The organism is Mycobacteroides sp. CBMA 271, from assembly GCF_009729205.1.
Classification (GTDB): domain Bacteria; phylum Actinomycetota; class Actinomycetes; order Mycobacteriales; family Mycobacteriaceae; genus Mycobacterium.
The window spans coordinates 140,728-165,407 of the sequence record NZ_VTHB01000008.1 but is presented as its reverse complement, the minus strand read 5'-3'; the positions used below and the strand labels follow the sequence as shown (position 1 = coordinate 165,407).

Sequence of the window (24,680 nt, the reverse complement as noted above, 5' to 3'; positions counted from 1 at the left end):
CTGCGAAGAGCGGTCAAAGCATTTGGAGCACAACACCTACCGGGTGTGACGGACGTGGCCGTGGCGCTCTCCGGTGGCGCCGATTCGTTGGCGCTCGCCGCCGGTGCCGTTGCACAGGGCTGGGCGGTGACCGCGCTCATCGTCGATCATGGGCTGCAGCAGGATTCTGCCGAGGTGACAGCCCGTGCGCGAGGCCAGGCACTGGACTTGGGATGCCTTGAGGCGTTGGTGCTTTCGGTGACCGTCGACGGTGCGGGCGGACTCGAAGCGGCCGCGCGGTCCGCTCGGTACGCTGCGCTGCAGCAGGCGAGGGGCACGCTTCCGGTGCTGCTCGCTCACACGCTCGATGATCAGGCAGAAACGGTGCTACTCGGACTGGGGCGGGGATCCGGTGGCCGGTCCATCGCCGGTATGCGGCCCTGGGATAGCCCGTGGGGTCGCCCCCTTCTCGATATTCGCCGCAGCGAAACACGTGCTGCCTGTGTCGAATTAGGAATTACTCCGTGGGAAGACCCGCATAACGTGGATGCGCGATTCGTCAGAGTCCGCCTGCGCCATGAGGTGCTGCCGCTGCTGGAGCAGGTCCTCGGTGGCGGTGTCGCCGAGGCACTGGCCCGTACCGCGGCCTCGCTGCAAGACGACGGGGACGCGCTCGACGCGCGGGCGCGGGCGGCCTATTCGGGCTCGCAGTCCCTTGGGATTTCCGATCTGCGTGGCCTGGAGCCGGCGGTGCGGCGGCGGGTGATCAGGGTGTGGCTGCTGGCCGGTGGTGCGCAGGACCTGAACGACAACCAGATTCGTGCGGTGGATGCGCTCATCATGCAGTGGCGCGGGCAGGGTGGAGTTGCGGTGGGCGCCGGTCTGCCGTACCAGCGGTTGGTGGCCTCCAGGTCCGGCGACCAGCTGGTGCTCTCCGTCCACGACGTCTAGCGATTTCGGTGCATTCATAGAGGAACAGCGCGCTATGTCCTGGTCAAATACACGCAAATCGCGGTGTGGGTGTCAGGTGATCGCAAAGTCCTCGCGTATCGGCGAAGTGAGCGTGCGGCGGTAGTCAACGGGAGGCCAGGGCCACAGCTCCGGTACTCCGTCGGCGCCCAGGTACCAGCTGTCGCATCCGGTGGACCACACCGTGTTGGGCATCGCCCGCCGCACGTCCGCATTGAACGACTCTGCCGCCTGGGCTGTGGGCGCCACCGATTGAATTCGGCCAGAACGGATCTCGTCGATCCAGTGCATCGCGTACTTCACTTGTGTTTCGGCGATCGAGATGAGCGAGTTGTTACCGATCGGGCTGTTCGGTCCGATCAGCAGGAAGAAGTTCGGGAATCCGGCGAGTCCGACGGCGCGGTAGGCGCGCGGCCCGTCGCTCCACGCATCGCTGAGCTTCATCCCGTCTTGCCCGATCACCTCCATCGGACGCAGATAGGAGTGCGCATTAAAACCAGTGGCACACACCAGGATATCAAGCGTATGCAGCTTTCCGTCCGTGGTGATGATGCCCTCAGGAACGATGCGGTCGATGCCCTCGGTGAGCACCGAGACATTGGGTCGTTGAACCGCCTTGAAGAACGGCACCGACATCACCAGTCGTCGGCACAGGGGTTCGTAGTCGGGATGCAACTTCTCGCGCAGCCGCCGGTCGCGGATGAGCAGCCGATGTGAGGCTCGGACGTAGCCCTGGATGACTCGTCGCCGCAGTCCCGGACTGACCACCGAGCCGCCCACGCCGCGCTCAAAGTAGAAGCGCCACAAACGATAGGAGAATCTGTTCAGAATCGGTACGCGTGACCAGATGGACTTCGACATGGTCGAGTAGGTGAAATTGGGGACCGGTGCGACCCACTGGGCCGTGCGCTGGAACACCGAGAGGCTCTGAACTTCATCGGCGAGAGCGCTGATGATCTGGACCCCCGAGGATCCCGTCCCGATGAGGCCCACCCGCTTGCCGGCGTACGGCACCGAGTGATCCCAACGGGCAGAGTGGAAACACGGTCCGGCGAAATTCCGCAGCCCGTCGATATCTGGCAGGCGCGGCAGGTGCAACACCCCGGTGGCGCCCACCACGATGTCGGCGGTGTCGGTGCTGCCGTCGGAAAGCCCCAATTCCCAATGGGGATGGCCGGGCTTGTCCGCCCATTCGGCGCGGGTGACCGCGGTGCCAAAGCGGATGTTCCGACGCAGGTCCTGTTTGTCGGCGAACCCCTTGAAGTACTGGTGAATCTCGGCTCCGGGTGAAAAACCTTTGCTCCATTGGGGGTTGGGGGCGAAGGAGTACGAGTAGTAGCGGGAGGGGACATCGCACTGCAGACCGGGATAGGTATTGTCCCGCCAGGTGCCGCCCACCTCGTTGGCCTTCTCGTAGACGGTGAAGTTGGTGATGCCCCGGTGTCGAAGAGTGGAAGCCATGCACAGTCCGGACATCCCGGCCCCGATCACCACCACACGAATATCGCGGGACTTGCCTGCCCCGTAAGCGCCATTGCTCACGTTTCCATATTGACCTATTTCGTAAACAAAGTCACTACCTTAGCTCTCCGGCTTGGAGAGCTAACCTCCTCCATGGCACGCTGTGCGTCGTGACCTGCGAACAGGAACAGGCATGCGGCGAGCAATACAGCGGCGACGTGAAGTCTGTGCTCCTTACCGAGGAGCAGATCCGCGCCAAGACCCTGGAGCTCGGCGCCGCGATCGGCGAGAAGTACCGCGACATCGAGGGTGACCTGCTACTGGTCACCGTGCTCAAGGGCGCCGTCATGTTCGTCTCGGATCTGGCCAGGGCGATCCCCATCCCCACCCAGATGGAGTTCATGGCCGTCAGCTCCTACGGCTCGGCAACCTCGTCCTCCGGTGTGGTGCGCATCCTCAAGGACCTGGATCGGGATATCCAGAACTTGGACGTTCTGATCGTCGAGGACATCATCGACTCCGGTTTGACCCTGAGCTGGCTGATGCGGAACCTGGCCTCACGCGGCCCCCGCTCACTGAACGTGGTCTCGCTGCTGCGCAAGCCCGAGGCCAAGAAGGTCGACGTCGAGGTGGCCCTCGTCGGATTCGAGATCCCCAACGAGTTCGTCGTCGGCTACGGGCTCGACTACGGCGAGCGCTACCGCGACCTGCCTTTCATCGGCACCCTGCACCCGCGCGTCTACACGGACTAAGGCTGCAGTTCCCACACCACCGTGATCTGAGCGCTGACCGTCTGTTGGCCCGCTTCCACCGCCGGTCCCGACGGAGCGGATCGCATCGCCATGGTCGCCATCCGCAAGGTCGGCGCCGAGTTGTAGCCGGTGTCCTCGACGCGAAGCACCTTCCCGAGCGTCGCCCCGGCGAGCCTGGCGTACTGCTCGGCATGTGCCTTCGCATCGGCGAACGCGCCATCGCGTGCCAGGGTGTCCAGCGCGGAACTGTCCTGCAGATCGAAGCTGACCCCGGACAGCTGCGCGGCGTCCCCTCCAGCGGTGATCGCCTTGTCCAGCACCTCAGACACCTTGGACAGGTCCCGGACCGTGATCCGCACCGAGTTGTCCGCCGCGTACCCGGTGACGCGATTGCCGTCGAACTGCGGGTGCACCGACATCGAGGCCGTTCGGACGTCCTCGGGCGGCACACCGGAGGACAGCACCGCCTCGATCACGGCGTGGGCCCTGGCCTTCACGTCGGCCATTACCCCCGCGACGCGGCGTGAACGCACCGAGACCCCGACGGTGGCCATGAACACGTCGGGGCTGCCGCTGGCCTCACCCCGTCCGACGACCGTGATCTCTCCCATGGCCTACTTCAGCTCCCAGATGACGCTCACCTGAAAGCTCACCGTCTGCTGCCCGGGTTCCAGCGGCGGTGCGAACTGGGCGTCGGCCGGCATGGGTGCCCGCTTGCTCATCATGGGCGCCGGGGGTGGCACCGAACCATGCGACTCGTCGATCCGCAGCACCTCGCCCAGCTTGGACCCCGACAACCCGGCGTACTGCTCGGCGCGCGACTTGGCGTCGTTGAATGCCCGCTCGCGGGCCCCCTTCACCAGGTCGGCATCGTTGTCGAGATCGAAGGTGACGCCCGAGAGCCGGGCGGCCTCACCGCCGGCCTGCACGGCCTTGTCGAGTACCTCCGAGGCCTTCTTGAGATCGCGGACGTTGATCCGCACCGAATTGGTGGCGTTGTAGCCGGTGATGCGGGGCGCACCGCCCGGCGGGTAGGTCTGCTCAGGCTGGATGGAGAGCTCGTTGGTCTGCACGTCCTCGCGTGCCACCCCGGCTCCCACGACGGCGTCGATGACGGCCTGAGCCTTCTCACTGGCCTGCGACAGCGCGCCGGACACGTCCTTGGCGGTTACCGATACGCCCACGTCGGCGCGCAGGACATCGGGTGCGCCCTTGACCTCGCCCTTGCCGACGACGGTGACGTTCCGCGTGGATTCGGGGCTGTCGGCGGACTCATCGCCACAGCCGGCGACGAGCACGGCCATGGCAGCGGCGGTCGCAACGGCGGCCATCCGGGTCAGTGCTTTCACGATCACTCCTGTCTTCCCCGACAACTAAGGCACCACCAAGATCTTGCAGTGGCGTTCCGGATCGCCGAGATCGGCAAATGCCGATCCGACATCCTCCAGACCTACCTCACCGGTAACCAGCGGCGCAACATTGATCTCGCCGTGTGCGATTCGCCGCAGCGTCTCGGAGAACTCCGCGGGGTCGTAGGCGAGCACGAATTGGATCGCAACTTCTTTGGCGATCCCGAAGTACGGGGTGATGGCATCGGGTTCCATGCAGACGCCCACGACCACCACGCGGGAGCTGTGCGGTGCGTCGCGCAGCACGTCGTTGAGGATGCCGGGTACCCCGACGGCCTCGAAGATCACCGGTGCACCCTGGAGCCGCGAAGTCGGCGACATTCCGCCTCGGCCGACCCGCGACCAGGCCTCGAAGGTGGGTTCGGCGGCGGGGTCGACGACCTCGTGTGCCCCCATGAGTCGCGCCAGATCGCGTCGGGCCGGGGAGAAATCGGCGGCAACGATCGGCTCGATGCCCTGTGCGGCGAGCGCGGCGACCACCGCAATTCCCACTGGCCCACAGCCGATGACGATGGCTCCGGTGCCCGGTTGGATGCCCGATTTGTTGACGGCGTGCAGACCGACCGCCATCGGTTCGGTCAGTGCCGCATGCCGGGGATCGAGCCCGTTGGGGATGGGCAGCAGCAGTGGCGCACTCAGCAGCATGTGCTCGGCGTAGCCGCCGAGAGTGCTGTTGCTGTAGACGATGGGCTCGATTCCATTGGCGGACAGCAGGATCGGAATCGAAGTCACCAACGTTCCGGGGGCGGGAGCCTGTGTTCCCGGTCCGGCCTCGAGTACCTCGGCCGCGAACTCGTGCCCCATGAACACGTCGGCCCCTAGATCGACCCCATCGGTCAGGCTGGGCATGCCCGCCATCTGTTTGGACAGTTCGATGGCCTGCGCGCCGTGCTTCGCGAAATGCAGGTCGGATCCGCAGATTCCGCATGCCGAGACCTTGACGAGCACCTGGCCCTCGCCCGGTACCGGGTCAGGGACGTCGTCGCGATACACCATTGCGCCGTCGCGGAGCACCGATGCCCGCATTAGACCGAATCCTTCTCGGTTATGTGTTCTCCGATGGCCTTGGCCACCGCCTCACCCGCCCGGCCGAGTAGCTCTCCGCGCTTGGCCTGCGCCCAATCATGCGAGGCCTTCGCCGCGGCCAGCTGGCCGGTGAAATGCGGAATCACTTTGCGGGCAAACAGTTCATAGGACTTGAACGTTGCCTCCGGTGGCGCCCAGTCGTGGCCGAGCATCAGGAAGGTACCGAAACCGCCCGACTTGTCGAGCAGATCCTGGATGTATTCGATCGCGTCATCGGGGGTGCCGATACAGCAATTCCCTTCTTCCACATAGGCATTAACGAATTCGCGCGGATCGGATTGTTCACCGACCTCATTGGCCAGTGGAAGCACGCCGACGGCGCCGAAGTAGTGGGCGTAATCAGGTAGTCCGTAGGTGCAGTCCTCGATGGCCTGCTCGCGTGTCTCGGCCAGATGCATGATGCCGAGCACTCGCCAGCTGGACCGATCGGGTTCGGGATGGCCGTGGTCTGTCGCCTGTTCGCGGACCACTTCCCACGCGTTCTCCAGGGCCGCGAACCCGCCCGGAATCGACACCGACAGGGACAGCAGGCCCGCGCCGAGTTTTCCGGCCAGTCGGGGACCGGACGGCGAAAACATGGCAGCGGTAAGGATTTCCGGATGAGGATGGGTGTAGGGGCGCAGTTGAAGCTGCGCGTCGCGCAGGGTGAACCAGGAAGTTTCGCGGCTGATGCGCTCATCGGGAGCGGCGCGCAACAGCGCCATAATCGCTTCCAGCGAGTCCTCCTGCATCTGTCGCTGATCCACCGGATCGATGCCCATCATGTAGGCGTCAGTGGGCAGGGCGCCTGGCCCAGTGCCGAAAATGACCCGGCCCCTGGTGATGTGATCGAGCAGAATCCAGCGGTCCACCACCATGAGCGGGTGGTGGTACGGCAGTGACACGACGCCGGTGCCCAGTCTGATGTGTTTGGTGCGCTCGGCGGCGGTGGCGATAAAAATCTCGGGGCAGGAAATCAATTCGTACCCGCCGGAGTGATGTTCACCGAACCAGGCCTCGTGGTATCCCAGCCGGTCCAGCGCCACCACGCGATCCAGGTCGTATTCCAATGCGGTGGTGGGATTCTGGCCCACCGGGTGAAACGGGGTGATGAAGGCGCCAAAGCGAAGTTGACTCACCGGGCGACCCGTTCGAGGAACTCCAGGAGCGCAGCGTTGACCTCCTGTGGTCGCTCCTGCTGGATCCAGTGCCCGCCACCCTCGATCAAGAGGTCGCCCCGGTTATCGACCCGGTGTTTCAGGCTGCCCGCGTGGTCGGTGAATCCGAGGACGGGATCGGCCGCGCCCGCGATGAACAACGAAGGCACCACCACGTTCGCGCCCGCCAGATGCTCAGTCAGTGCCCAGTTTCGGTCGAAATTTCGATACCAGTTCAACCCTCCGGTAAACCCGGTGCGGGTGAATTCTGTGATGTAGTGGTCTAATTCGGCCTCGCTCAGCCATTCGGGAAGCTCACCGGGATCGCTCATGCGCTCGATGAATCCGGCCGGGCCCGGCGCAATCATCGTGGCACCGTCGATGTGGGCCATACCGGCCATCATCCGGCGCATCGTGGTGCCCGGATCGCGATTGAGGTCGGCATCGGCCACCCCCGGCTCCTGGAAGTACAGGATGTAGAAGAAGTTGTCGCCGAACAGCTTCTTCCATGCCTGGGTCGGAGCAGCCTGGCTGCGTCGGGTGAAGGGGACCGAAAGACCCGCGACGCCCTCGACGCGTTCGGGTACGGCGAGCGCGGTATGCCAGGTGACGACGGCGCCCCAGTCGTGGCCGACGAAGGTCGCCTTGCCGGCACCCACGTCGTCGAGGATGCCGAGCAGATCGTCGGACAGCGCCTCGACGTTGTAGTCGTCGATATGTGCGGGTGCACTCGAGCGGCCGTAACCCCGCTGATCGGGGGCGATGACGTGGTATCCGGCGGCGGCGAGTGCCGGAATCTGGTGGCGCCAGGAATATGCCAGTTCGGGGAAGCCATGCGCCAGAACAACTACCGGTTGGCCGAGTTCGCCGGCCTCCACAATGTGCAGATGCACCCCGTTTGTTGCGATGTCACGTTCCCGGATATCCACGGCGGCATCGGTCATGAGCGCATTCTCACCTTCTGGGGTGGCCAACAGCGTTGTTGTGCGGTGTAGTTGCCACTAAACCACAACCGACAATCGTCGACCAGGGACCGCGGTGGTGGGCCACACTGGATCGATGGAGTTCACCGCCACTGAAATCGCGGCGGATGTGCGTTCCGGCGCGATGGATCCGGTTGCCGTGGCGAAGCAGGTGCTCAGTCGAATTACCGAGCGGGACAAGGTAATTTGTGCCTTCGCCAGGGTGATGTCCGATGAGTCGGTGCGCGAGGCCGAGCTGTTGGCACGTCGGCATGACTTAGCCGGGCTACCGCTGGCGGGTGTGCCCGTCGCGATCAAGGACGTCGTTCCCGTCGCAGGCGAGCCCATGCGAATCGGCTCGCTGGCCACCTCGGCGAAGCCGCAGCCCCGCGATCACCCGGTGATCACCAGGCTGCGGGAAGCGGGGGCGATCATCATTGGGCTGACGGCGCTCCCGGAGCTGTCGCTGTGGCCGACCGCGGATGGGGCCCACGGGATCACCAGGAATCCTTGGGCACTCGAGCGCACCGCAGGCGGTTCATCGGGCGGGTCCGCTGCGGCGGTATCGGCTGCGATGGTGCCTGCGGCGGTCGGTTCCGATGGGTTTGGTTCGTTGCGTGTGCCCGCCGCCTGCTGCGGTCTGGTGGCGCTGAAGCCGGGCATTGGGGTTGTCCCTGCCCAGTTGGGAGTCACCTCGTGGGGCGGCGTCGGGGTCAACGGTCCGATTGCCGCGACCGTTGCCGATACCGCGCTGCTGTTTTCGGTCCTTGCCGACGATCCCGCGCTTGCCGTGGTGGACACGCCGCGACCGCTGCGCATCGTGGTTCCCACCAACGAGCCGGTTCCGCATGTCCGGGCGGATGCGGCGGCGCGCACGGCAGTGAGCACGGTCCGCGCGACGCTGACGGACCTCGGTCACTTCACCATGGCGGCCCGACTGCCCTACCCGCGTAATCTGCTGCCCGTCTTCGCGCGGTGGTTCAATGCGCCCACCGCCGACGCGGATGCTTTCGTCATCGACCGCTCGGTGTTGCAGCGCAGGACTGTTCGTCACCTGAGGCTGGGCCGGTCAATGCGCAACCTGGTGTCTGACGAACAGATCGCGGCGGCGGCACTGCGGGCCGCGCGGTTCTTCGACGACCACGCCGCCGATGTGGTGATGACCCCGACCTCGCCGAGAATGCCGGTGCGGGCATCGACGTGGTCGCAGCGCGGATGGCTCGCGAATGTGGTGGCCTCGTCCATGTCGACGACCTACACGCCGCTATTGAGCCTCGCGGGTTGGCCCGCGATCACCGTTCCCGCGGGCATTCACCCCCGGTCGGGAACGCCGTTGGGGGTGCAATTCGCCGCGCGGCCCGGTGACGAGGCGCTGCTGCTGGCGCTCGCAGCCCAGGTGGAACGGCACCGTCCGTGGCAAAGGTGGCCGGCGCGCTACGCCTAGCCGTTCGTGGTGGCGGTGGCGCTCTGGACCGGGTGTCGATTTGCGGTCATCAGGCGGCGGCGGGTCCCTCGGCGAGGATCCGCTCGTAGTCCCAGGCTGTTGGAGCCGTGATGGACGGCGGCGTCCATGCCGTGACCCACCGGCCTTGGGGATGCGCCACCTCGACGGGTGCGACGCCCAGTATGTTCTGGACTTCGCGGTAGGGCAGTTCGAGTAACTCTTCCCAGGGGGCGGCCATCAGCAGGTCGGCACGACGGCCGCGCTCCACTGCCTGTCGGTAGTAGCGGAGTTTGAACGGCACCGATGCGCCGGGCAAGGTTAGTGCCCCCAACTGTCCGAGCCGCTCCAAAGGTCCTGCGGGTTCCATTTGCCCGCAATGGAATCCGATATTGGCCATCTCGCCGGCGATGTCGGGACCGTAGCCGCCGATGGTATGGAACATATCGTGCAGGGCGGTACCGCGAATGATCATGTAGTAGAAGTCGTCGTCCCAGTTGTTCTTCTCGGCGATCGGTCTGATGATGTCCGCCTCGCCGAACACTCCGGCATCGAGCTTGTTGGTGCGCAGGAATGACAGGTACGCGTGCCCGAGGCTGCCGAACGGCAACGAGGTCAGGTACCCCTCGTCGTTCAGTACGGCAAGCAGATCGGGCTTCTTCTTGAACAATGCGCGGCCGTTGGGATGCGACCGCACTTGGTAATACGCGCGTGCGAAGACCGGAGCCTCCATCCCGAGAAACGCCTCGTAGATATCGCCGTGGTATTTCGCGTTGAACAGCATCCGCCAGGCCTTGAGCCAGGGCGCCCATGTCACTTGATCCGGGACAGATCCACCGGGATTTGAGTATTCATCGAGGTCTGCGCGGTTCTCAGGCATATAGACTCGGGCCCTTCCGGTGGATGCCAGGACGAGATCGTCGTAACTATCGATAATAGGCATCTGGCTAGAACTGTCAATATATTGTCTGAGGGAGGCCATAGTCGATGGCTCGCATGAGTGAAGGCGAGAGCAAGGCTCCCCGTGGCCGCGGCAGGCCGATGGGTGGCGGAAATAGCGCGCAGCAGGCGCAATCTCAGCTTCTGGATGCCGCCGAGCGGCTGTTTGTCGAGCGCGGCTACGGCGCGTCGACCATGGAGGCGATTGCGCGGGAAGCCGGATACAGCAGGGCCGTGGTGTATCGGCACTTCCGGAATCGCGACGAGCTGATGGATGCTCTGGTGGTTCGCGCGACGATGAATGAGATCGCCACGATGATCCCTCGCATCATCGGCCTGAAAGATCTCGCCGCGATCATCCCGGAATCAATGGTGATCGTCTCCGTGGAGGTCGGCGCCAATCCGCTGCTGCGTGTGCTCGCCGACCGCGACGGTCGCGGCACCGTCGCATCGCTGATTGTCAACGCCCCGAACCTTATTGACTTGTTGATGTCCATGTATGCGGGTGTCTTCAGTACCCGAATATCGGAAGTCCGCCCGGGTGTGCGGCCCGAGGACGCGGCACGATACGTGCTGTCCGTCGCGTTGTCGCTGCTGCTCGGCCTGATCCCGGGAACCGACGACCCCCAGCAGGTTCGGCGCTATGTCAGGGTTTTCGTGCTGCCCACGCTGCTTGCGAATCCGCCCGAACCCGAGTCCGTCTTCCTTTAGAGACGCGCGAGACTAGCGCGCGGCGGTCCGAGCCCTGATGAGGTCGGTGACGATGTTGGGGATCTCGTCGGCGCTGCGCGCAACCCGGCTGCCGCCACCCGGGGTGGCATCTGAAATCTGTTTGAGGACATTGGCATCCGCATCTTCGGTGATGCCAAGCGTGATGAGCACGACGGGCCGCGCCGGGTCCTGCTCCTTCTTCAAGGTCGAGAGCAGACGATCCAATGAGATGCCGTTGGGATCCTCGTTGGCGCCGTCGGTGATGATGACCACGCTGTTGATGGCGTGGGGGTCGTAGGTGGACTGGACCTTGCGGAACGCCGCGAGAGTGGTGTCGTACAAACCGGTTCCACCTCCCACCAGGGAATCCAGACCACGACCGTCATCGAGGAGAAGTTGACGCTGAGTCTTGTCGCCGACCTGCGCGCTGAGCGCGCGGATGGGCTGCAGCTCCCGCCAGTCCTGGCCGGGTCCGCCCTTGTCGATCGAGAACACCCACAAACCGATCTGTGCGTTCTCGGGGAAGAGTGGAAGCCCATTGTCGATCGCCTGACCCAACAGGGCAACGCGCGACACCGGCCCCGCCGGCGCCCGCATCGAACCGGAGACATCGAGCACTGCGAGCATCCGGGACGGCAAGGCCAGCACCGCATATCGCCGCATCGCGGTGTCGAACGCCGTCAGGTCGTTGACGGTGAGCGTCTCTACCGTGCCCGCGCCCTTGCCGTCCAGCGGCGCGAAATCGGGTCCCCGGAATCCGGCGCTCGCCAGTGCGTCGGCCCCATTGCTGCCACCGAGACGTTCCGCCAGGGTTTCGCCGGCATGTTTGGCCTTCGCATGCCGATCGTTGGCGGATTCGGTGACCGCGATCGGATAGTTCAGGGTCGGGGTGCCGGTGGCCGGAACCACGGCGGCGAGCTTGGTATCCGGGTGTTTGGCGTTGTATTCGACGAGCTGCTGCTCGGTCGACACCGCCAGGCCGCCGTCCTTGGCCACTTCACCCAGTCGCTCCTCGGCGCTGCCCTGCTTGGTGTTCGTCAGCTGCGCCTGCGCGATGGGCACGAGCGCGGCGGTAATCGCGTTGGGATCGCTCTTTCCTTGTTCGGCCTCTGCCAGCGCACCCAGCACCGGACCGGCCGCTACCGTGTCCTCCAACGGATTGCCGATGCGCAGCCCGGGCTGTTTCAACACGCTCAGCCAGGAGTCGAACCTCGGCGCCTCGCCCTGTTTGGCCGCCACCACAACGGGGGTTCTGGCCACCGATTGGCTCGCGGAATCCATGGGGGACCCAGTGGTCCGCAGCTGCTTCACCAGCCAGATCGACGAATCGGGAAGCCATAATGCGGGCGCGCCGTTGGGCTTGCCAATGGTGGCCGCCGTCACCGCGGAAGCTTTTGCGTCCACGGTGAACTTCGCGCAGCCGAGGTCCTTCGCGGTGGCACCGTCGATCACCGTCGATATGACGGGAGCGATGGCCGGGTCGGCGGCGATGCTGAAGGATTCGACATCCCCGCACCGGTCGGACAATTTCTTGTAGACAAATACCCCGAGCCCGCCGAGCAGGATGGCGACAACCGCGAGCGCGATCCACTTGGGTAGACGCGATCCACCCGAGCGCTGTCTTCTACGGTGGCGATCACTGTGGCGACCTGGCATGACTGGACCTCTTCGTTCTCGTCCACACGCAGACCAGGTGCCCGCGTTCGTGAGGCTCGGGCGATAGTACCGTGAACAAGATCACCGCCCGGCCGCCTCGAATGTCGACTTTCCGCCTGGAAATGGGGGAAACGAAGGCGAGAAGTTGACGTTCGGGATCGCCGCGAAGGCGCGTTGGTTTCGCTCAGCGCACAATGCGCGCCGGTCGAAGGAAAACGCAGGTGAGGTAGCCTGAGAGTTCGTTATATCTTCCCCCTGTCGACGGAAGGACCGGGCCGCTGACCGTGGCCGACGCTGTATGAACCGGACAAACGTGTTTCGCACCCTGGGTGTCATCGTGGTGGTGCTGCTGCTGGGGTGGTCGTTCTTCTACTTTGGCGACGACACCCGCGGCTACAAAACCGTGGACACCACGGTCGCGATCAAGCAGATCGACACCGACAACGTCAAGAGCGCCCGCATTGACGACCGAGAACAGCAGCTGCGGCTGGACCTCAAGTCCGCCAACGGGGACACCGAAGGCAAGGACAAGGTCATCACCAAGTACCCCACCGGGTACGGAGTGCCGCTTCTGGAGAAGCTGAACGGTAAGGGTGCCGCCGTCAACACGACGGTGAATCAGGGCAGCGTTTTTGGAACACTGCTGCTCTACCTCCTGCCGCTGATCGTGCTGGTCGCGCTGTTCTTTGCGTTCAGTCGGATGCAGTCCGGCGGTCGCGGGATGGGCTTCGGTTTCGGGAAGTCGCGTGCCAAACAGTTGACCAAGGACATGCCCAAGACCACCTTCGCCGACGTGGCCGGTGTCGACGAGGCCGTCGAAGAGCTCTACGAGATCAAGGACTTCCTGCAGAACCCTGCGCGGTACCAGGCGCTGGGCGCCAAGATCCCCCGCGGTGTGCTGTTGTATGGCCCGCCCGGTACCGGTAAGACGCTGCTAGCGCGTGCCGTCGCTGGGGAAGCGGAAGTGCCGTTCTTCACCATCTCCGGCTCGGAGTTCGTGGAAATGTTTGTGGGCGTAGGTGCTTCGCGCGTGCGTGACCTGTTCGAGCAGGCCAAGCAGAACAGCCCGTGCATCATCTTCGTCGACGAGATCGACGCCGTCGGTCGTCAGCGTGGCGCAGGCCTGGGCGGCGGTCACGACGAACGCGAGCAGACCCTCAACCAGCTGCTGGTGGAGATGGACGGCTTCACAGACCGTCAGGGCGTCATCCTGATTGCCGCCACCAACCGCCCCGACATCCTGGACCCGGCGCTACTGCGTCCGGGGCGCTTCGACAGGCAGATCCCGGTGTCCAGCCCGGATCTTGCCGGACGCAAGGCCGTGCTCAAGGTGCACTCGGCCGGAAAGCCCTTCGGACCCGACGTCGACTTCGACGGGTTGGCCAAGCGCACCGTGGGCATGTCCGGTGCGGATCTGGCCAATGTCATTAATGAGGCGGCGCTGCTGACTGCGCGGGAAAGCGGCACCGTGATTACCGGTGCCGCCCTTGAGGAATCGGTTGACCGGGTGGTCGGCGGGCCTCGGCGCAAGGGTCGGCTCATCAGCGAGCACGAGAAGAAGATCACCGCCTACCACGAGGCGGGACACACCCTGGCCGCCTGGGCAATGCCCGATATCGAACGGGTATACAAGGTCACCATCCTGGCGCGTGGCCGCACCGGCGGGCATGCCATCGCGGTGCCTGAGGACGACAAGGGCATGGCCACCAGGTCAGAGATGATCGCGCAGTTGGTGTTCGCCATGGGTGGGCGTGCTGCAGAGGAACTGGTGTTCCGCGAGCCGACGACCGGCGCCGTCTCCGATATCGAGCAGGCGACCAAGAAGGCTCGCGCCATGGTTACCGAATTCGGTATGAGCACCAAGCTCGGTGCCGTGCGGTACGGCACCGAACACGGTGACCCATTCCTGGGCCGCACCATGGGCACTCAGCCCGACTACTCACATGAGGTGGCTCGCGAAATCGACGAGGAGGTGCGCAATCTCATCGAGGCTGCGCACACCGAGGCGTGGGCGATCCTCACCGAGTACCGCGATGTCCTGGACACGTTGGCCGGCCTTCTGCTGGAGCAGGAAACCGTGGTCCGCAAGGAGCTCGAGGAAATCTTCAAGGATGTCCAGCGTCGTCCGCGACTGGCTATGTTCGACGATTTCGGAGGTCGCATTCCCTCTGACAAGCCGCCCATCAAGACCCCGGGTGAGCTTGCCATCGAACGTGGTGAACCCTGGCCGCCGCCGGTGCCCGAGCCCGCGTTTAAGAAGGCAATCGCCGAGCAGGCGGGCGCTGGACTCGCCAACGGGACGCCGTACGTGCCGATCGGCCAGAACGGCCCTGTGTCGAATGGTCAAGGCGGGCAGCCTGTTCCGGTGGGAACCCATCCGGGTCAGCAGCCGCCGGGAGCCAACTATGGCGCGCCCGCGGGCTGGTACGCGCCCGGGTGGCCACCACAGGGGCAACCGCCGTACCAGCAGCCGGGTTACCCACCCCAGGGGCACGCCCCGTACCCGCAGCCGGGTTACCCACCGCACTCGCCCTACCCTGAATCGGGCCATCAGCCCTACCCGGTGCCCACCCCGCATCAGCAGCCGGCACCGGCTCCGGACGAGGGCAGCGAGAGCAAGAGCTGACATGAACTCGCCCGAAACGGCCGAGCGCAACGGTCAGCCGACCCGTTACGTCTTCGACCAGGCACGAGCCGAGGCCGCGGTCCGCGAACTGCTTTATGCGGTTGGTGAAGACCCGGACCGCAATGGTCTGGTGGATACCCCAGCCCGCGTGGCGCGCGCGTACCAGGAGATCTTCGCCGGGCTGTACACCGATCCGGACACGGTGCTGAACACCACCTTTGACGAACAGCACGATGAGCTGGTGCTGGTGAAATCGATACCGATGTACTCGACATGCGAACACCACCTGGTGTCCTTCCACGGTGTTGCGCACGTCGGATACATCCCCGGCCAACACGGCCGGGTCACCGGGCTGTCGAAAATCGCTCGCCTGGTTGACCTTTACGCAAAACGGCCTCAGGTGCAGGAGCGGCTGACGGCGCAGATCGCCGACGCGTTGGTGCGCAAGCTGGAGCCGCGCGGAGTGATCGTCGTGATCGAGGCCGAGCATCTGTGCATGGCGATGCGTGGTGTACGCAAGCCCGGTGCGACAACCACCACGTCCGCGGTGCGCGGCCAGTTCAAACGTGACGCTGCCTCGCGCGCCGAGGTTCTCGACCTGATGATGAGGACATAGTCGCGACGTGACGGATACCCCCGCGTTGACCCACATTTTGGGAGTCGTCAATGTCACCGACGACTCCTTCTCTGACGGTGGACAATTCGTCAGGCAGTCGGACGCGGTGGCGCATGGCCTGTCGCTTGCCGCCGCCGGTGCCGACATCATCGACGTCGGGGGGCAGTCCACCCGGCCGGGTGGCAAGCCGATCGCGCAGAAGCTCGAGCTGCAGCGGGTTGTCCCCGTTATCGAAGAGCTGGCCAGTCACGGGATCAACGTCAGCGTGGACACCATGCGCGCGTCGGTCGCGGCGGCCGCGGTGAAGGCTGGTGCCAACATGGTCAACGACGTTTCGGGTGGCCGTGCCGATTCGGCGATGGCCCCGTTGATGGCGGATCTTGATCTTCCGTGGATTCTGATGCATTGGCGTTCAAAGGATTTCATCCACACGTCAGCCGCGCGAAACTACGGTGATGTGGTCACCGACGTATCGCGAGAACTCATGGAGTCGGTGGATGTCGCGCTCAAGGCCGGCGTCGCCAAGGAACGGCTCATCCTCGACCCGGGCCTCGGTTTCGCCAAGACCGCACACCACAATTGGCTGCTGCTGCAGGCGATCCCGGACCTTCAGGAGCTTGGTTTCCCGATTCTCATCGGCGCGTCACGGAAACGATTCCTGGGCGCGCTACTCACCGACCTCAAAGGGGTGGAGCGCCCCGCAGACGGGCGCGAAACCGCGACCGCCGTCATCACCGCGTTGGGCGCGCTGCATGAGGTATGGGGTGTGCGCGTGCACGATGTTAGGGCCTCCATGGATGCGCTGAAGGTGGTGCGCGCCTGGGAAACCGGTGGCGTCGAGACCATCGAAGAGGGCGAAGAGGACACCGCAGAAAGCGGCGATGAAACCCCGCGGGACCAGCGGCCCGCGCCGGAGCCCGCGCCCGTCGCAGACGTCCGTCAAGACGAGGTGACTACGGAGGTGACCGTGCGAACCGTGCGGCCTGAGCCCAGCAAGACGGCAGGTGGCAGGTGGCGCCGTGAGGTTGCGCAGCGCGGCACTAAAGGCGGCGGCACGAAATGACCGATCGCATCGAGCTGCGTGGCCTGAAAGTCTTTGGATACCACGGAGTGTTCGAGCACGAACGCCGCGACGGCCAGGAATTCTCCATCGATATCACCGTGTGGATGGATCTCGACACCGCGTCAGCCACGGATCAGCTGACCGACACGCTCGACTACGGGGAACTGGCGCAGCGGGCCGCCGCGATCGTGTCCGGCCCGCCGCGCAACCTCATCGAATCGGTCGCGGGGGCGATCGCCGATGACGTGATGACCGATGCCAGGGTGCATGCGGTGGAGGCGGTGGTGCATAAACCGAACGCGCCCATTCCGTTGACCTTTGGTGATGTGGCGGTGGTGGCCCGCCGATCCCGGCGATCTCGCGGCGGGGCTCAATAGTGGTGCGTGCCGTGCTTTCGATCGGATCGAATCTCGGTGACAGGCTCGCGCATCTGCAATCGGTTGTCGACGCGCTCGGTGCGGACGTACTGGCGGTATCGCCGGTCTATCAGACCGCCCCGTGGGGATCGGTGCCACAGGAGGACTTCCTCAATGCCGTGGTCATCGCCCGGGGGCGTGAGCCTGGGGAGTGGCTCGCGGCGGCGCACCGCCTGGAGCAGTCCGCGCAGCGGGTACGTGCGGAGCGTTGGGGGTCAAGGACTCTCGACGTCGACGTGATCAGCTGCCAGCACACTGACGCCGTTGGCGAAATCCTTTCCGATGACCCAGATCTCACGTTGCCGCATCCGCGTGCGCATCAGCGCGCCTTCGTGTTGGTGCCGTGGCTGGCGATCGAACCCGACGCGGTGCTGACGGTCGACGGACAGGTTCGTCCGGTGGCTGGCCTGCTGGCCGGGCTCGCCGCTGACGAACGTGACGGTGTGCGGCGGGCGGGTCACACCCTGACCGGTCCGGTGACGTAGTGGGCCCCACCCGGATCCGCGATCTGCTGATTGCGGGCGCTATCACCGTGATCGTTGGCTACTTGGTGGTCTTGACGTCCTACGGGTCGCTACCGCCGATCCCGTTGCTCGCCGGTGTCTCGCTGCTGGTGTTGGCGATCGCCGAGGGCGGCTGGGCGTTCTACGTCCGCGACAAGGTCGACGACGGCAAGATCGGGGTTGGCGCCGGGCGTTTGCCCGCGCTCATGGTGGCACGGTCGGTTGTGGTCGCGAAGGCATCAGTGTGGTTGGGCACGCTGATGACCGGGTGGTGGACGGCGATGCTCATCTACATCGTGCCGCGTCGCGCGCAGCTGGCGGCAGCCGCGGCGGACACCCTCGGGGTGGTGATCGCGACCGGCTGCGCGTTGGCGCTTGTGGTCGCCGGGCTCTGGCTTCAGCATTGCTGTAAGTCGCCGCCGGACCCGCCCGCGACCGCCGCGCAATAGCACCTGCGCATGTCGAATCGCCGAATCGAGGTCGGCCAGCACACTGCACTGTCCGGGTACAGTCACCCCCATGACCATGCCCACCCGTGCGGCGAAGCCTCGGCGTGGCAGCCGCCGCCCCGGATGGGCGTTGCTGACCGCGTTGCTGGTGCTGGCGATCGGGTCCGGGGTTGCGCTGGTTTTCACCGATAAGGCCATCTATCTTCGTGTCGGTGTGGTGCTGGCGCTGTGGGCCGCGGTTCTCGCATCATTCGCCGCGCTCACCTACCGGCGGCAGAGTGACGCCGATCAGGCGAAGGTGCGCGACCAGAAGCTGGTGTACGACCTGCAATTGGAGCGAGAAATTTCGGCGCGCCGGGAGTACGAGCTGACGGTCGAGAGCAGATTGCGCCAGCAGCTGGCGGGTGAGATTGAGGCACAGGCGGCCGACGAGATCGCGACGCTGCGCTCGGAGCTGGCCGCGCTGCGTACCAACCTGGAGATCCTCTTCAATACCGATCTCAGTGATCGGCCGGCGATCGAGCACGATCCGATTCGTGCGCTGGGGCCCTGGCCCGGCGCACAACCCGAACCTGGGCCGCAACGAGCCGAACCCGCCGCCGCATTCACCCATTCCGTTCGTGAGCCGGAGCTGCGTCCGGTGCCCGAGTACCAGGACGTCAGCGCGGTGGAGGAAGACACTCGGACCTCCGAGTACCCGATCATTGATGTTGCCGAAGACCCCCATCACGTGGACGAGGCACCCCCGACGCCCCCCTACCCGGCTGCGCCATATCCTCCTGCGCCCTATTACGGAACCGCTCAACCCCATGAGCCCGAGCCCTATCAGCAACCCGTGTCCTCGGGGACGCATTGGCGTCCGCACCCCGAACCTCAGGTGCCGCAACCCCCGATGCAGGAGCGCGAGCCCGAGGTCCAGGCCGCCGCGGGATCTGTGCAGCCGGCATATTGGGCTGCCAGACAAGAAGATTGGGATGCAGCCGCCGACGGCGAGGACTGGGATCCGGTGCCTCAGCCGATGGCGCCCCCCGAGCAGCCGGTCTCGCAATCAGGATGGAACGCGCCGCCGTCCGAGTGGAACGCTCCGCCGCCGCCACCTAGCGCGTGGGCCCCGGCACCTGCCGAGGGACAGTGGCTACCGCCCGGAACCGACGGAAGTAATTGGGCCGCCAACGAATCCACGCCGCCACCTGCCCCCACCTACCAGGCCGCACCGCCGGTAGGACGTCACTCCGGGACGCCGTCCCGGCACCAGGCGCCGGCCGCGACCGAAACAGGTGGTGGTGGACACTGGGCGCCCGAGCCGTCCTACCCACCGCCGCCTCCGCCCCCGGCTCCCGAACAGCCGAGCCAACCCGAGGTTTCGGGTGGCCACCGCGCTCCAGAACCCGCGGAGTCCGGCGGCGGTCGACGCCGAGCGCCGGAGCCCGAGGAATCGGATGAAAGCCGGGGCCGGCGTCGGGTGGAGGAGACCGGCGGCTTCTCGGTTGCCGACCTGCTGGGACGCCTTCAGACCGGTCCGGCCGACGCCGGGGAGCCTTCGGAGCCGTCCGAATCCGGCGGTGGCCGCCGCCGCCGGCGCGAGGACTGATCTGCGCCGATTTCGTCACTGTGCGCAAAAGTGAGCAATCTAACGGTCCAGGCCTCTGCCGTTCGCGTCGCGGCGGGATTAATCTGCTGATGACCGTCCGGTACCTGTAGAGCAGGACTGGAACGTATCTAGTCTGCGAGGTGTCTCGTTCAGCATGTCTGAGGCTTTCAGTGTTGATGGTCCGTTAGACGGGTTGCGACCTGCGCGTCTTGCGATCGGAATCATTTCCGCCGGCCGCGTCGGCACGGCCATCGGTGTTGCTCTGGAGACGGCAGGGCACTTCGTCGTTGCGTGCAGCGCGGTGTCCGATGCGTCGCGCCGACGTGCCGAGGAACGACTGCCGGAGAGCCAGGTGTTGCCCGCCCAAGAGGTGGCCCCGCGCGCCGAACTCCTGTTCCTTGCGGTGCCGGATCACGAGTTGGCGGCGTTGATCGCCGGCCTTGCCGCCACTGGTTCGGTGCGGCCCGGGACCATCGTTGTACACACCTCCGGTGCCAACGGCATCGCCATCCTGGAGCCGCTGACCGCTCTCGGATGCATTCCATTGGCCATTCATCCGGCCATGACCTTCACCGGCGGCGACGAAGACATCGAACGACTTTCCAACTCCTGCTTTGGAATTACCGCAGCCGATGAGACGGGTTACGCCATTGGTACGGCGCTGGTGCTGGAGATCGGTGGAGAACCGGTCCGGGTCCGCGAGGACGCCCGCACCCTGTATCACGCGGCGCTGGTACACGGATCGAACCATGTTGTGACGCTGGTGTTGGATGCGGTCGAGGCGCTACGTTCCGCACTCTGGGGGCAAGAACTGTTGGGGCAGGAGACCATTGGTAATGGGCCCGGCGGTCTACCGGAACGGGTACTGGGGCCGCTGGTGCGTGCCGCGGTTGCCAACGCGCTGGATCGTGGCCAGGCCGCGCTGACGGGCCCGGTGGCGCGTGGCGACGGTGCCGCCGTCGGTCGCCATCTCGACGCACTCGCCGAGACCGATCCGGCTCTAGCGGAGGCATATCGGGCCGACGCCCGGCGCACCGCGCAGCGAGCGCATGCTCCTCAATCGGTTTTCGCCGCACTGGAACCCCGAGATATTGGAGACGCACGCGGATGACGAGTTTGTATGGGCCCAAGGGACCGAAGGGCTACCTCCGTGGAGAGCTGACCATTCACCACGATCCCGACGCGATGTACGACGTGTCGAAGGCGTTGCGGCATACCGGCCGCCGGATCATGTTGGTGCCGACCATGGGTGCCCTGCATGAGGGTCACCTCACGCTTGTGCGGCACGCTCGGAAGGTTCCGGGCGCGGTGGTAGTGGTATCGATCTTCGTCAACCCGTTGCAGTTCGGCCCGGGTGAGGATCTCGACGCCTATCCGCGCACCCTGGACTCGGATGTCGAAAAGCTGCGCGGCGAGGGTGTGGAACTGGTGTTCGCCCCGACCGCCGACGCGATGTACCCGAACGGGCAGCGCACCACCATCCAGCCCGGCCCGCTCGGTACGGATCTTGAGGGTGCCGCGCGCCCAACGCATTTCGCCGGGATGCTGACGGTTGTGCACAAGCTGCTGCAGATCGTGGCGCCCGACCAGGCGTACTTCGGCGAGAAGGATTATCAACAGCTGGTACTCATCCGGCAGATGGTCGCCGACCTCAACCTGAAAACGCGCATCGTTCCGATTCCGATTGTCCGCGAGGCGGATGGGCTGGCGATGTCTTCGCGCAATGTCTTCCTAAGCCCTGAACATCGGGACCAGGCCGGCGCCTTATCGGCCGCCTTGCTCGCCGGAATCTACTCGGCCTCGGCGGGTTCGGAAGCGGCTCTGGACGCCGCCCGCGCTGTCCTCGACGAGGTGCCGGCGATAGAGCTGGATTACCTGGAGGTGCGCGGCGCCGATCTCGGCCCCACCCCCGCAGCAGGACCCGGCCGCATGGTGGTGGCGGCCAAGTTCGGGACAACTCGGCTTTTGGACAACGTCCCCATCGAAATAGGCCACACCCCACCGAGCGGCCCTGATCAGACTGATCTCCCCTGGAGGAATTGATGTTCCGCACGATGATGAAGTCCAAGATCCATCGCGCCACCGTGACGCATGCCGATCTGCACTACGTCGGATCCGTCACCATCGACCCCGATCTCATGGAGTCCGCCGACCTCCTGGAGGGTGAGCAGGTGACCATCGTCGACATCGACAACGGCGCCCGGCTGGAGACCTACGCAATCACCGGCACGCGTGGCAGCGGCGTCATCGGAATCAACGGTGCGGCAGCACATCTCGTGCACCCGGGTGACCTGGTGATCATCATTGCCTACGGCGTGATGAGCGATGAGGAGGCTCGGGTCTTTAAGCCGCGGGTGGTGTTCGTGGACTCGGACAACAGGCAGGTTGAGCTGGGCGAGCACTCGGACGACCCGGCCTACGTGCCGGAGAACTTCGGCTTGGTGTCGCCGCGCGGTCTGGTGTAGCCATGCTGCTGGCGATCGACGTACGCAACACCCACACCGTGCTGGGGCTGGTCGCCGGCGCGGGTGAGCACGCAAAGGTTTCGCAGCACTGGCGGATCCGTACGGAAACCGAGATCACGGCCGACGAGTTGGCACTCACCATCGATGGGCTGATCGGCGATGAGAGTGAGACGTTGACCGGGGTCGCGGCGCTTTCCACCGTGCCGTCGGTGCTGCACGAAATGCGCGGGATGTTCGACCAGTACTGGTCATCGGTTCCGCAGGTTCTCATCGAGCCGGGAGTGCGCACCGGGCTCCCGCTGCTTGTCGACAACCCTAAAGAGGTCGGCGCGGACCGGATCGTCAACTGCCTTGCTGCACATCACAAGTTTGGTTCGGCATGCATTGTGGTGGATTTCGGCTCATCGATCTGCGTGGACGTGGTGTCGGCGAAGGGCGAGTTCTTGGGAGGTGCGATCGCTCCGGGTGTGCAGGTGTCCTCCGATGCCGCGGCCGCCCGCAGCGCCGCGTTGCGGCGTGTTGAGCTGACCCGCCCGCGCTCCGTCGTTGGCAAGAACACGGTGGAATGCATGCAGTCGGGGGCGGTGTTCGGATTCGCCGGGCTGGTGGACGGGTTGGTGGAACGAGTACGCCGCGATATCGACGGCTTCAGTGGCGCCGGTGTCACGGTGGTGGCCACCGGCCACACCGCGCCCCTGATTCTTCCCGAGATCCGTACTGTGGACCGCTACGAGGAGCACCTCACGCTCGACGGCTTGCGGCTGGTGTACGAGCGCAACCGAGCCGACCAGCGCGGCAAGGCCCGCGCGGCGAGATAGATACACCTCAGAATCGGCAAATCAGTCTGACCGAGGCACTACCACTAAGCTGCCGAGACGTGACTGATCCAGATGCGCAGACCAGCTTGCCGGAACAATTTCGCATCCGTCAGGGCAAGCGCGAGAAGATGCTCGCCGAAGGCACTCAGCCGTATCCGGTGGAGGTGCCCCGCACCCACAGCCTCAAGCAGATTCGTGACGCCTACACGGAGCTGGAAACCGATACCAGCACCGGCGATCAGGTGGGCGTCTCGGGCCGCGTCATCTTCTCTCGTAACACCGGCAAGCTGTGCTTCGCGACGCTGCAGGACGGTGACGGCACCCCGCTGCAGGTGATGATCAGCCTCGCCGGTGTCGGCGAGCAGGCACTTGTCGACTGGAAGACCGATGTGGATCTTGGCGACATCGTGTTCGTGCACGGCGAAGTAATCAGCTCTCGTCGCGGCGAACTGAGCGTGCTGGCGGACAGCTGGCAGATGGCGTCGAAGTCTCTGCGTCCGCTGCCCGTTGCTCACAAGGAGATGTCCGAAGAGACCAGAGTGCGCCAGCGGTATGTGGACCTGATTGTGCGACCGGAGGCGCGCCAGGTCGCTCGGCAGCGGGTGGCGGTGATGCGGGCGGTCCGTGACGCTATGCACCGACGCGGATTCCTGGAGTTGGAGACGCCAATCTTGCAGACCCTTGCGGGTGGCGCCGCCGCGCGACCGTTCACAACGCATTCCAACGCGCTCGATATCGACCTGTTTCTGCGTATTGCACCGGAACTTTTCCTGAAAAGGGCACTCGTCGGCGGCTTCGAGAAGATTTTTGAACTCAACCGAGTTTTTCGTAATGAAGGGGCCGATTCTACGCATTCTCCCGAATTCGTGATGCTCGAAACATATGAGACCTATGGCACATACGATACCGCCGCAACAATGATCCGTGAGCTCATCCAGGAGGTAGCGGACGATGCAATGGGTACCCGGCAGGTGACGTTGCCCGACGGATCAACGTATGACTTGGACGGTCAGTGGACGACGTTGGAAATGTATCCGTCCTTGTCGGAAGCGCTCGGGGATGAGATCACGCCCGAAACCCCGATTGCCGCGCTATGGAAGATCGCGGATCGAGTGGGCGCAGAGATTCCCACCGATCGCGGCTATGGCCACGGAAAACTCGTAGAAGAACTCTGGGAACACCAGGTCGGTGACAAAATGTTCGCACCGACTTTTGTTAGGGATTTCCCCGTCGAGACGTCACCGCTGACGCGTCAGCATCGGAACATCTCGGGGGTCACCGAGAAGTGGGATCTGTATGTCCGCGGGTTTGAATTGGCGACCGGCTACTCGGAGTTGGTTGATCCGGTGATCCAGCGTGAAAGGTTCGTTGACCAGGCTCGATTGGCTGCGGCCGGCGATGACGAAGCGATGAGTCTCGATGAGGATTTCCTCGGTGCGATGGAGTACGGGATGCCTCCCGCAGCCGGAACCGGGATGGGTATCGACCGGTTGTTGATGGCGCTTACCGGATTGGGAATTCGGGAGACGATCTTGTTCCCGATTGTCCGACCCACGCTTTGATCTACGCGTTCGAATTTTTCCGCACTTTTCAACTACGAGTGTAGTGAATCGCTTGCCTTGAGCGGAACAC

At 64.9% G+C, this 24,680-nt stretch carries 24 protein-coding genes; 16 read left to right on the top strand and 8 right to left on the bottom strand.

The features are described from left to right. Positions 1 to 54 precede the first annotated feature (54 nt). Complete coding sequence (tilS, locus tag FZI91_RS20800) at positions 55 to 930, top strand: tRNA lysidine(34) synthetase TilS (protein WP_162526653.1); 876 nt, start codon at positions 55 to 57, stop codon at positions 928 to 930. 72 nt (positions 931 to 1,002) lie between these two features. Here the strand turns inward: tilS and FZI91_RS20795 are convergent, their stop codons facing one another. Then, positions 1,003 to 2,490 carry an NAD(P)/FAD-dependent oxidoreductase gene (locus FZI91_RS20795; RefSeq protein WP_162526617.1) on the bottom strand — a complete coding sequence of 496 codons (1,488 nt, stop codon included), beginning with the start codon at positions 2,488 to 2,490 and terminating at the stop codon, positions 1,003 to 1,005. A gap of 89 nt (positions 2,491 to 2,579) precedes the next feature. Between FZI91_RS20795 and hpt the strand changes: the two genes are divergently transcribed. Continuing rightward, on the top strand, positions 2,580 to 3,161 hold the full coding sequence (hpt, locus tag FZI91_RS20790) for a hypoxanthine phosphoribosyltransferase (RefSeq protein WP_162526616.1): 582 nt from the start codon (positions 2,580 to 2,582) through the stop codon (positions 3,159 to 3,161). On the opposite strand, the gene FZI91_RS20785 is transcribed toward hpt, so the two are convergent. The 5 genes from FZI91_RS20785 to FZI91_RS20765 form a co-directional block, all read right to left on the bottom strand. Further along, positions 3,158 to 3,772, bottom strand: coding sequence for an SIMPL domain-containing protein (locus FZI91_RS20785; protein WP_155941007.1), 615 nt, complete (start codon positions 3,770 to 3,772; stop codon positions 3,158 to 3,160). The genes hpt and FZI91_RS20785 overlap by 4 nt on opposite strands. A gap of 3 nt (positions 3,773 to 3,775) precedes the next feature. Then, positions 3,776 to 4,465 carry an SIMPL domain-containing protein gene (locus FZI91_RS20780; protein ID WP_375234393.1) on the bottom strand — a complete coding sequence of 230 codons (690 nt, stop codon included), beginning with the start codon at positions 4,463 to 4,465 and terminating at the stop codon, positions 3,776 to 3,778. Positions 4,466 to 4,534: 69 nt separating this feature from the next. Continuing rightward, entirely contained in the window at positions 4,535 to 5,596 is a 1,062-nt protein-coding gene (locus FZI91_RS20775) for a zinc-binding dehydrogenase (RefSeq protein WP_155941006.1), read from the bottom strand. Further along, positions 5,596 to 6,774, bottom strand: a complete 1,179-nt coding sequence (locus FZI91_RS20770; protein ID WP_162526615.1) for an LLM class flavin-dependent oxidoreductase — start codon at positions 6,772 to 6,774, stop codon at positions 5,596 to 5,598. Before FZI91_RS20770 ends, FZI91_RS20775 begins: the two co-directional genes overlap by 1 nt. Next, positions 6,771 to 7,736 carry an alpha/beta fold hydrolase gene (locus tag FZI91_RS20765; RefSeq protein ID WP_155941005.1) on the bottom strand — a complete coding sequence of 322 codons (966 nt, stop codon included), beginning with the start codon at positions 7,734 to 7,736 and terminating at the stop codon, positions 6,771 to 6,773. The genes FZI91_RS20770 and FZI91_RS20765 overlap by 4 nt, the downstream gene beginning before the upstream one ends. Before the next feature lie 115 nt (positions 7,737 to 7,851). Here FZI91_RS20765 and FZI91_RS20760 point away from each other — a divergent pair, with 115 nt between their 5' ends. Then, a complete protein-coding gene (locus FZI91_RS20760) occupies positions 7,852 to 9,198 on the top strand; it encodes an amidase (RefSeq protein ID WP_155941004.1) in 1,347 nt (448 codons plus the stop codon). Between the two features lie 49 nt (positions 9,199 to 9,247). On the opposite strand, the gene FZI91_RS20755 is transcribed toward FZI91_RS20760, so the two are convergent. After that, positions 9,248 to 10,075, bottom strand: a complete 828-nt coding sequence (locus FZI91_RS20755; protein WP_155941003.1) for a Coq4 family protein — start codon at positions 10,073 to 10,075, stop codon at positions 9,248 to 9,250. Positions 10,076 to 10,182: 107 nt separating this feature from the next. Between FZI91_RS20755 and FZI91_RS20750 the strand changes: the two genes are divergently transcribed. Then, the gene (locus FZI91_RS20750; RefSeq protein WP_155941002.1) at positions 10,183 to 10,845 is read left to right on the top strand and encodes a helix-turn-helix domain-containing protein; all 663 of its coding nucleotides are present in this window, start codon (positions 10,183 to 10,185) and stop codon (positions 10,843 to 10,845) included. Positions 10,846 to 10,857: 12 nt separating this feature from the next. Here FZI91_RS20750 and FZI91_RS20745 read toward each other — a convergent pair whose 3' ends face one another. After that, a complete protein-coding gene (locus FZI91_RS20745) occupies positions 10,858 to 12,501 on the bottom strand; it encodes a substrate-binding domain-containing protein (RefSeq protein ID WP_155941001.1) in 1,644 nt (547 codons plus the stop codon). A 298-nt stretch (positions 12,502 to 12,799) separates the two neighbouring features. On the opposite strand from FZI91_RS20745, the gene ftsH reads away from it, so the two are divergent. The 12 genes from ftsH (at position 12,800) to lysS (ending at position 24,610) form a co-directional block, all read left to right on the top strand. Continuing rightward, complete coding sequence (gene ftsH / locus FZI91_RS20740; protein WP_155941000.1) at positions 12,800 to 15,127, top strand: ATP-dependent zinc metalloprotease FtsH; 2,328 nt, start codon at positions 12,800 to 12,802, stop codon at positions 15,125 to 15,127. 1 nt (position 15,128) lies between these two features. After that, on the top strand, positions 15,129 to 15,743 hold the full coding sequence (gene folE / locus FZI91_RS20735) for a GTP cyclohydrolase I FolE (protein ID WP_155940999.1): 615 nt from the start codon (positions 15,129 to 15,131) through the stop codon (positions 15,741 to 15,743). Positions 15,744 to 15,750: 7 nt separating this feature from the next. Further along, positions 15,751 to 16,806, top strand: coding sequence for a dihydropteroate synthase (gene folP, locus FZI91_RS20730; protein WP_162526614.1), 1,056 nt, complete (start codon positions 15,751 to 15,753; stop codon positions 16,804 to 16,806). Next, entirely contained in the window at positions 16,803 to 17,183 is a 381-nt protein-coding gene (gene folB, locus FZI91_RS20725; protein WP_155940998.1) for a dihydroneopterin aldolase, read from the top strand. The genes folP and folB overlap by 4 nt, the downstream gene beginning before the upstream one ends. Continuing rightward, positions 17,183 to 17,707: a 2-amino-4-hydroxy-6-hydroxymethyldihydropteridine diphosphokinase gene (gene folK / locus FZI91_RS20720; protein ID WP_162525924.1), complete on the top strand. Its 525-nt coding sequence runs from the start codon at positions 17,183 to 17,185 to the stop codon at positions 17,705 to 17,707. The genes folB and folK overlap by 1 nt, the downstream gene beginning before the upstream one ends. Continuing rightward, positions 17,707 to 18,174: a DUF3180 domain-containing protein gene (locus FZI91_RS20715; protein ID WP_162525889.1), complete on the top strand. Its 468-nt coding sequence runs from the start codon at positions 17,707 to 17,709 to the stop codon at positions 18,172 to 18,174. Before folK ends, FZI91_RS20715 begins: the two co-directional genes overlap by 1 nt. 70 nt (positions 18,175 to 18,244) lie before the next feature. Next, entirely contained in the window at positions 18,245 to 19,765 is a 1,521-nt protein-coding gene (locus FZI91_RS20710) for a DUF6779 domain-containing protein (RefSeq protein WP_155940997.1), read from the top strand. 154 nt (positions 19,766 to 19,919) lie between these two features. Further along, positions 19,920 to 20,876: a Rossmann-like and DUF2520 domain-containing protein gene (locus tag FZI91_RS20705; RefSeq protein WP_155940996.1), complete on the top strand. Its 957-nt coding sequence runs from the start codon at positions 19,920 to 19,922 to the stop codon at positions 20,874 to 20,876. Further along, positions 20,873 to 21,808 carry a pantoate--beta-alanine ligase gene (panC, locus tag FZI91_RS20700; protein ID WP_155940995.1) on the top strand — a complete coding sequence of 312 codons (936 nt, stop codon included), beginning with the start codon at positions 20,873 to 20,875 and terminating at the stop codon, positions 21,806 to 21,808. The genes FZI91_RS20705 and panC overlap by 4 nt, the downstream gene beginning before the upstream one ends. Then, positions 21,808 to 22,230 carry an aspartate 1-decarboxylase gene (gene panD / locus FZI91_RS20695; protein ID WP_162525890.1) on the top strand — a complete coding sequence of 141 codons (423 nt, stop codon included), beginning with the start codon at positions 21,808 to 21,810 and terminating at the stop codon, positions 22,228 to 22,230. The genes panC and panD overlap by 1 nt, the downstream gene beginning before the upstream one ends. A 2-nt stretch (positions 22,231 to 22,232) precedes the next feature. Beyond that, positions 22,233 to 23,048 carry a type III pantothenate kinase gene (locus FZI91_RS20690; protein ID WP_155940993.1) on the top strand — a complete coding sequence of 272 codons (816 nt, stop codon included), beginning with the start codon at positions 22,233 to 22,235 and terminating at the stop codon, positions 23,046 to 23,048. A gap of 59 nt (positions 23,049 to 23,107) precedes the next feature. Then, positions 23,108 to 24,610: a lysine--tRNA ligase gene (gene lysS / locus FZI91_RS20685; RefSeq protein ID WP_162525891.1), complete on the top strand. Its 1,503-nt coding sequence runs from the start codon at positions 23,108 to 23,110 to the stop codon at positions 24,608 to 24,610. The last annotated feature ends 70 nt before the right edge of the window (positions 24,611 to 24,680 follow it).

What these genes read in the sequence shown, in the direction of transcription:
- FZI91_RS20705 (WP_155940996.1), top strand. Translation starts at nt 19,920, where the DNA reads ATGTCTGAGGCTTTCAGTGTTGATGGTCCGTTAGACGGGTTGCGACCT.
- ftsH (WP_155941000.1), top strand. Translation starts at nt 12,800, where the DNA reads ATGAACCGGACAAACGTGTTTCGCACCCTGGGTGTCATCGTGGTGGTG.
- FZI91_RS20690 (WP_155940993.1), top strand. Translation starts at nt 22,233, where the DNA reads ATGCTGCTGGCGATCGACGTACGCAACACCCACACCGTGCTGGGGCTG.
- FZI91_RS20750 (WP_155941002.1), top strand. Translation starts at nt 10,183, where the DNA reads ATGGCTCGCATGAGTGAAGGCGAGAGCAAGGCTCCCCGTGGCCGCGGC.
- FZI91_RS20775 (WP_155941006.1), bottom strand. Translation starts at nt 5,596, where the DNA reads ATGCGGGCATCGGTGCTCCGCGACGGCGCAATGGTGTATCGCGACGAC.
- FZI91_RS20755 (WP_155941003.1), bottom strand. Translation starts at nt 10,075, where the DNA reads ATGCCTGAGAACCGCGCAGACCTCGATGAATACTCAAATCCCGGTGGA.
- FZI91_RS20785 (WP_155941007.1), bottom strand. Translation starts at nt 3,772, where the DNA reads ATGGGAGAGATCACGGTCGTCGGACGGGGTGAGGCCAGCGGCAGCCCC.
- folE (WP_155940999.1), top strand. Translation starts at nt 15,129, where the DNA reads ATGAACTCGCCCGAAACGGCCGAGCGCAACGGTCAGCCGACCCGTTAC.
- FZI91_RS20760 (WP_155941004.1), top strand. Translation starts at nt 7,852, where the DNA reads ATGGAGTTCACCGCCACTGAAATCGCGGCGGATGTGCGTTCCGGCGCG.
- panD (WP_162525890.1), top strand. Translation starts at nt 21,808, where the DNA reads ATGTTCCGCACGATGATGAAGTCCAAGATCCATCGCGCCACCGTGACG.
- FZI91_RS20745 (WP_155941001.1), bottom strand. Translation starts at nt 12,501, where the DNA reads ATGCCAGGTCGCCACAGTGATCGCCACCGTAGAAGACAGCGCTCGGGT.
- FZI91_RS20780 (WP_375234393.1), bottom strand. Translation starts at nt 4,465, where the DNA reads ATGGCCGTGCTCGTCGCCGGCTGTGGCGATGAGTCCGCCGACAGCCCC.
- FZI91_RS20765 (WP_155941005.1), bottom strand. Translation starts at nt 7,736, where the DNA reads ATGACCGATGCCGCCGTGGATATCCGGGAACGTGACATCGCAACAAAC.
- panC (WP_155940995.1), top strand. Translation starts at nt 20,873, where the DNA reads ATGACGAGTTTGTATGGGCCCAAGGGACCGAAGGGCTACCTCCGTGGA.
- FZI91_RS20710 (WP_155940997.1), top strand. Translation starts at nt 18,245, where the DNA reads ATGACCATGCCCACCCGTGCGGCGAAGCCTCGGCGTGGCAGCCGCCGC.
- folB (WP_155940998.1), top strand. Translation starts at nt 16,803, where the DNA reads ATGACCGATCGCATCGAGCTGCGTGGCCTGAAAGTCTTTGGATACCAC.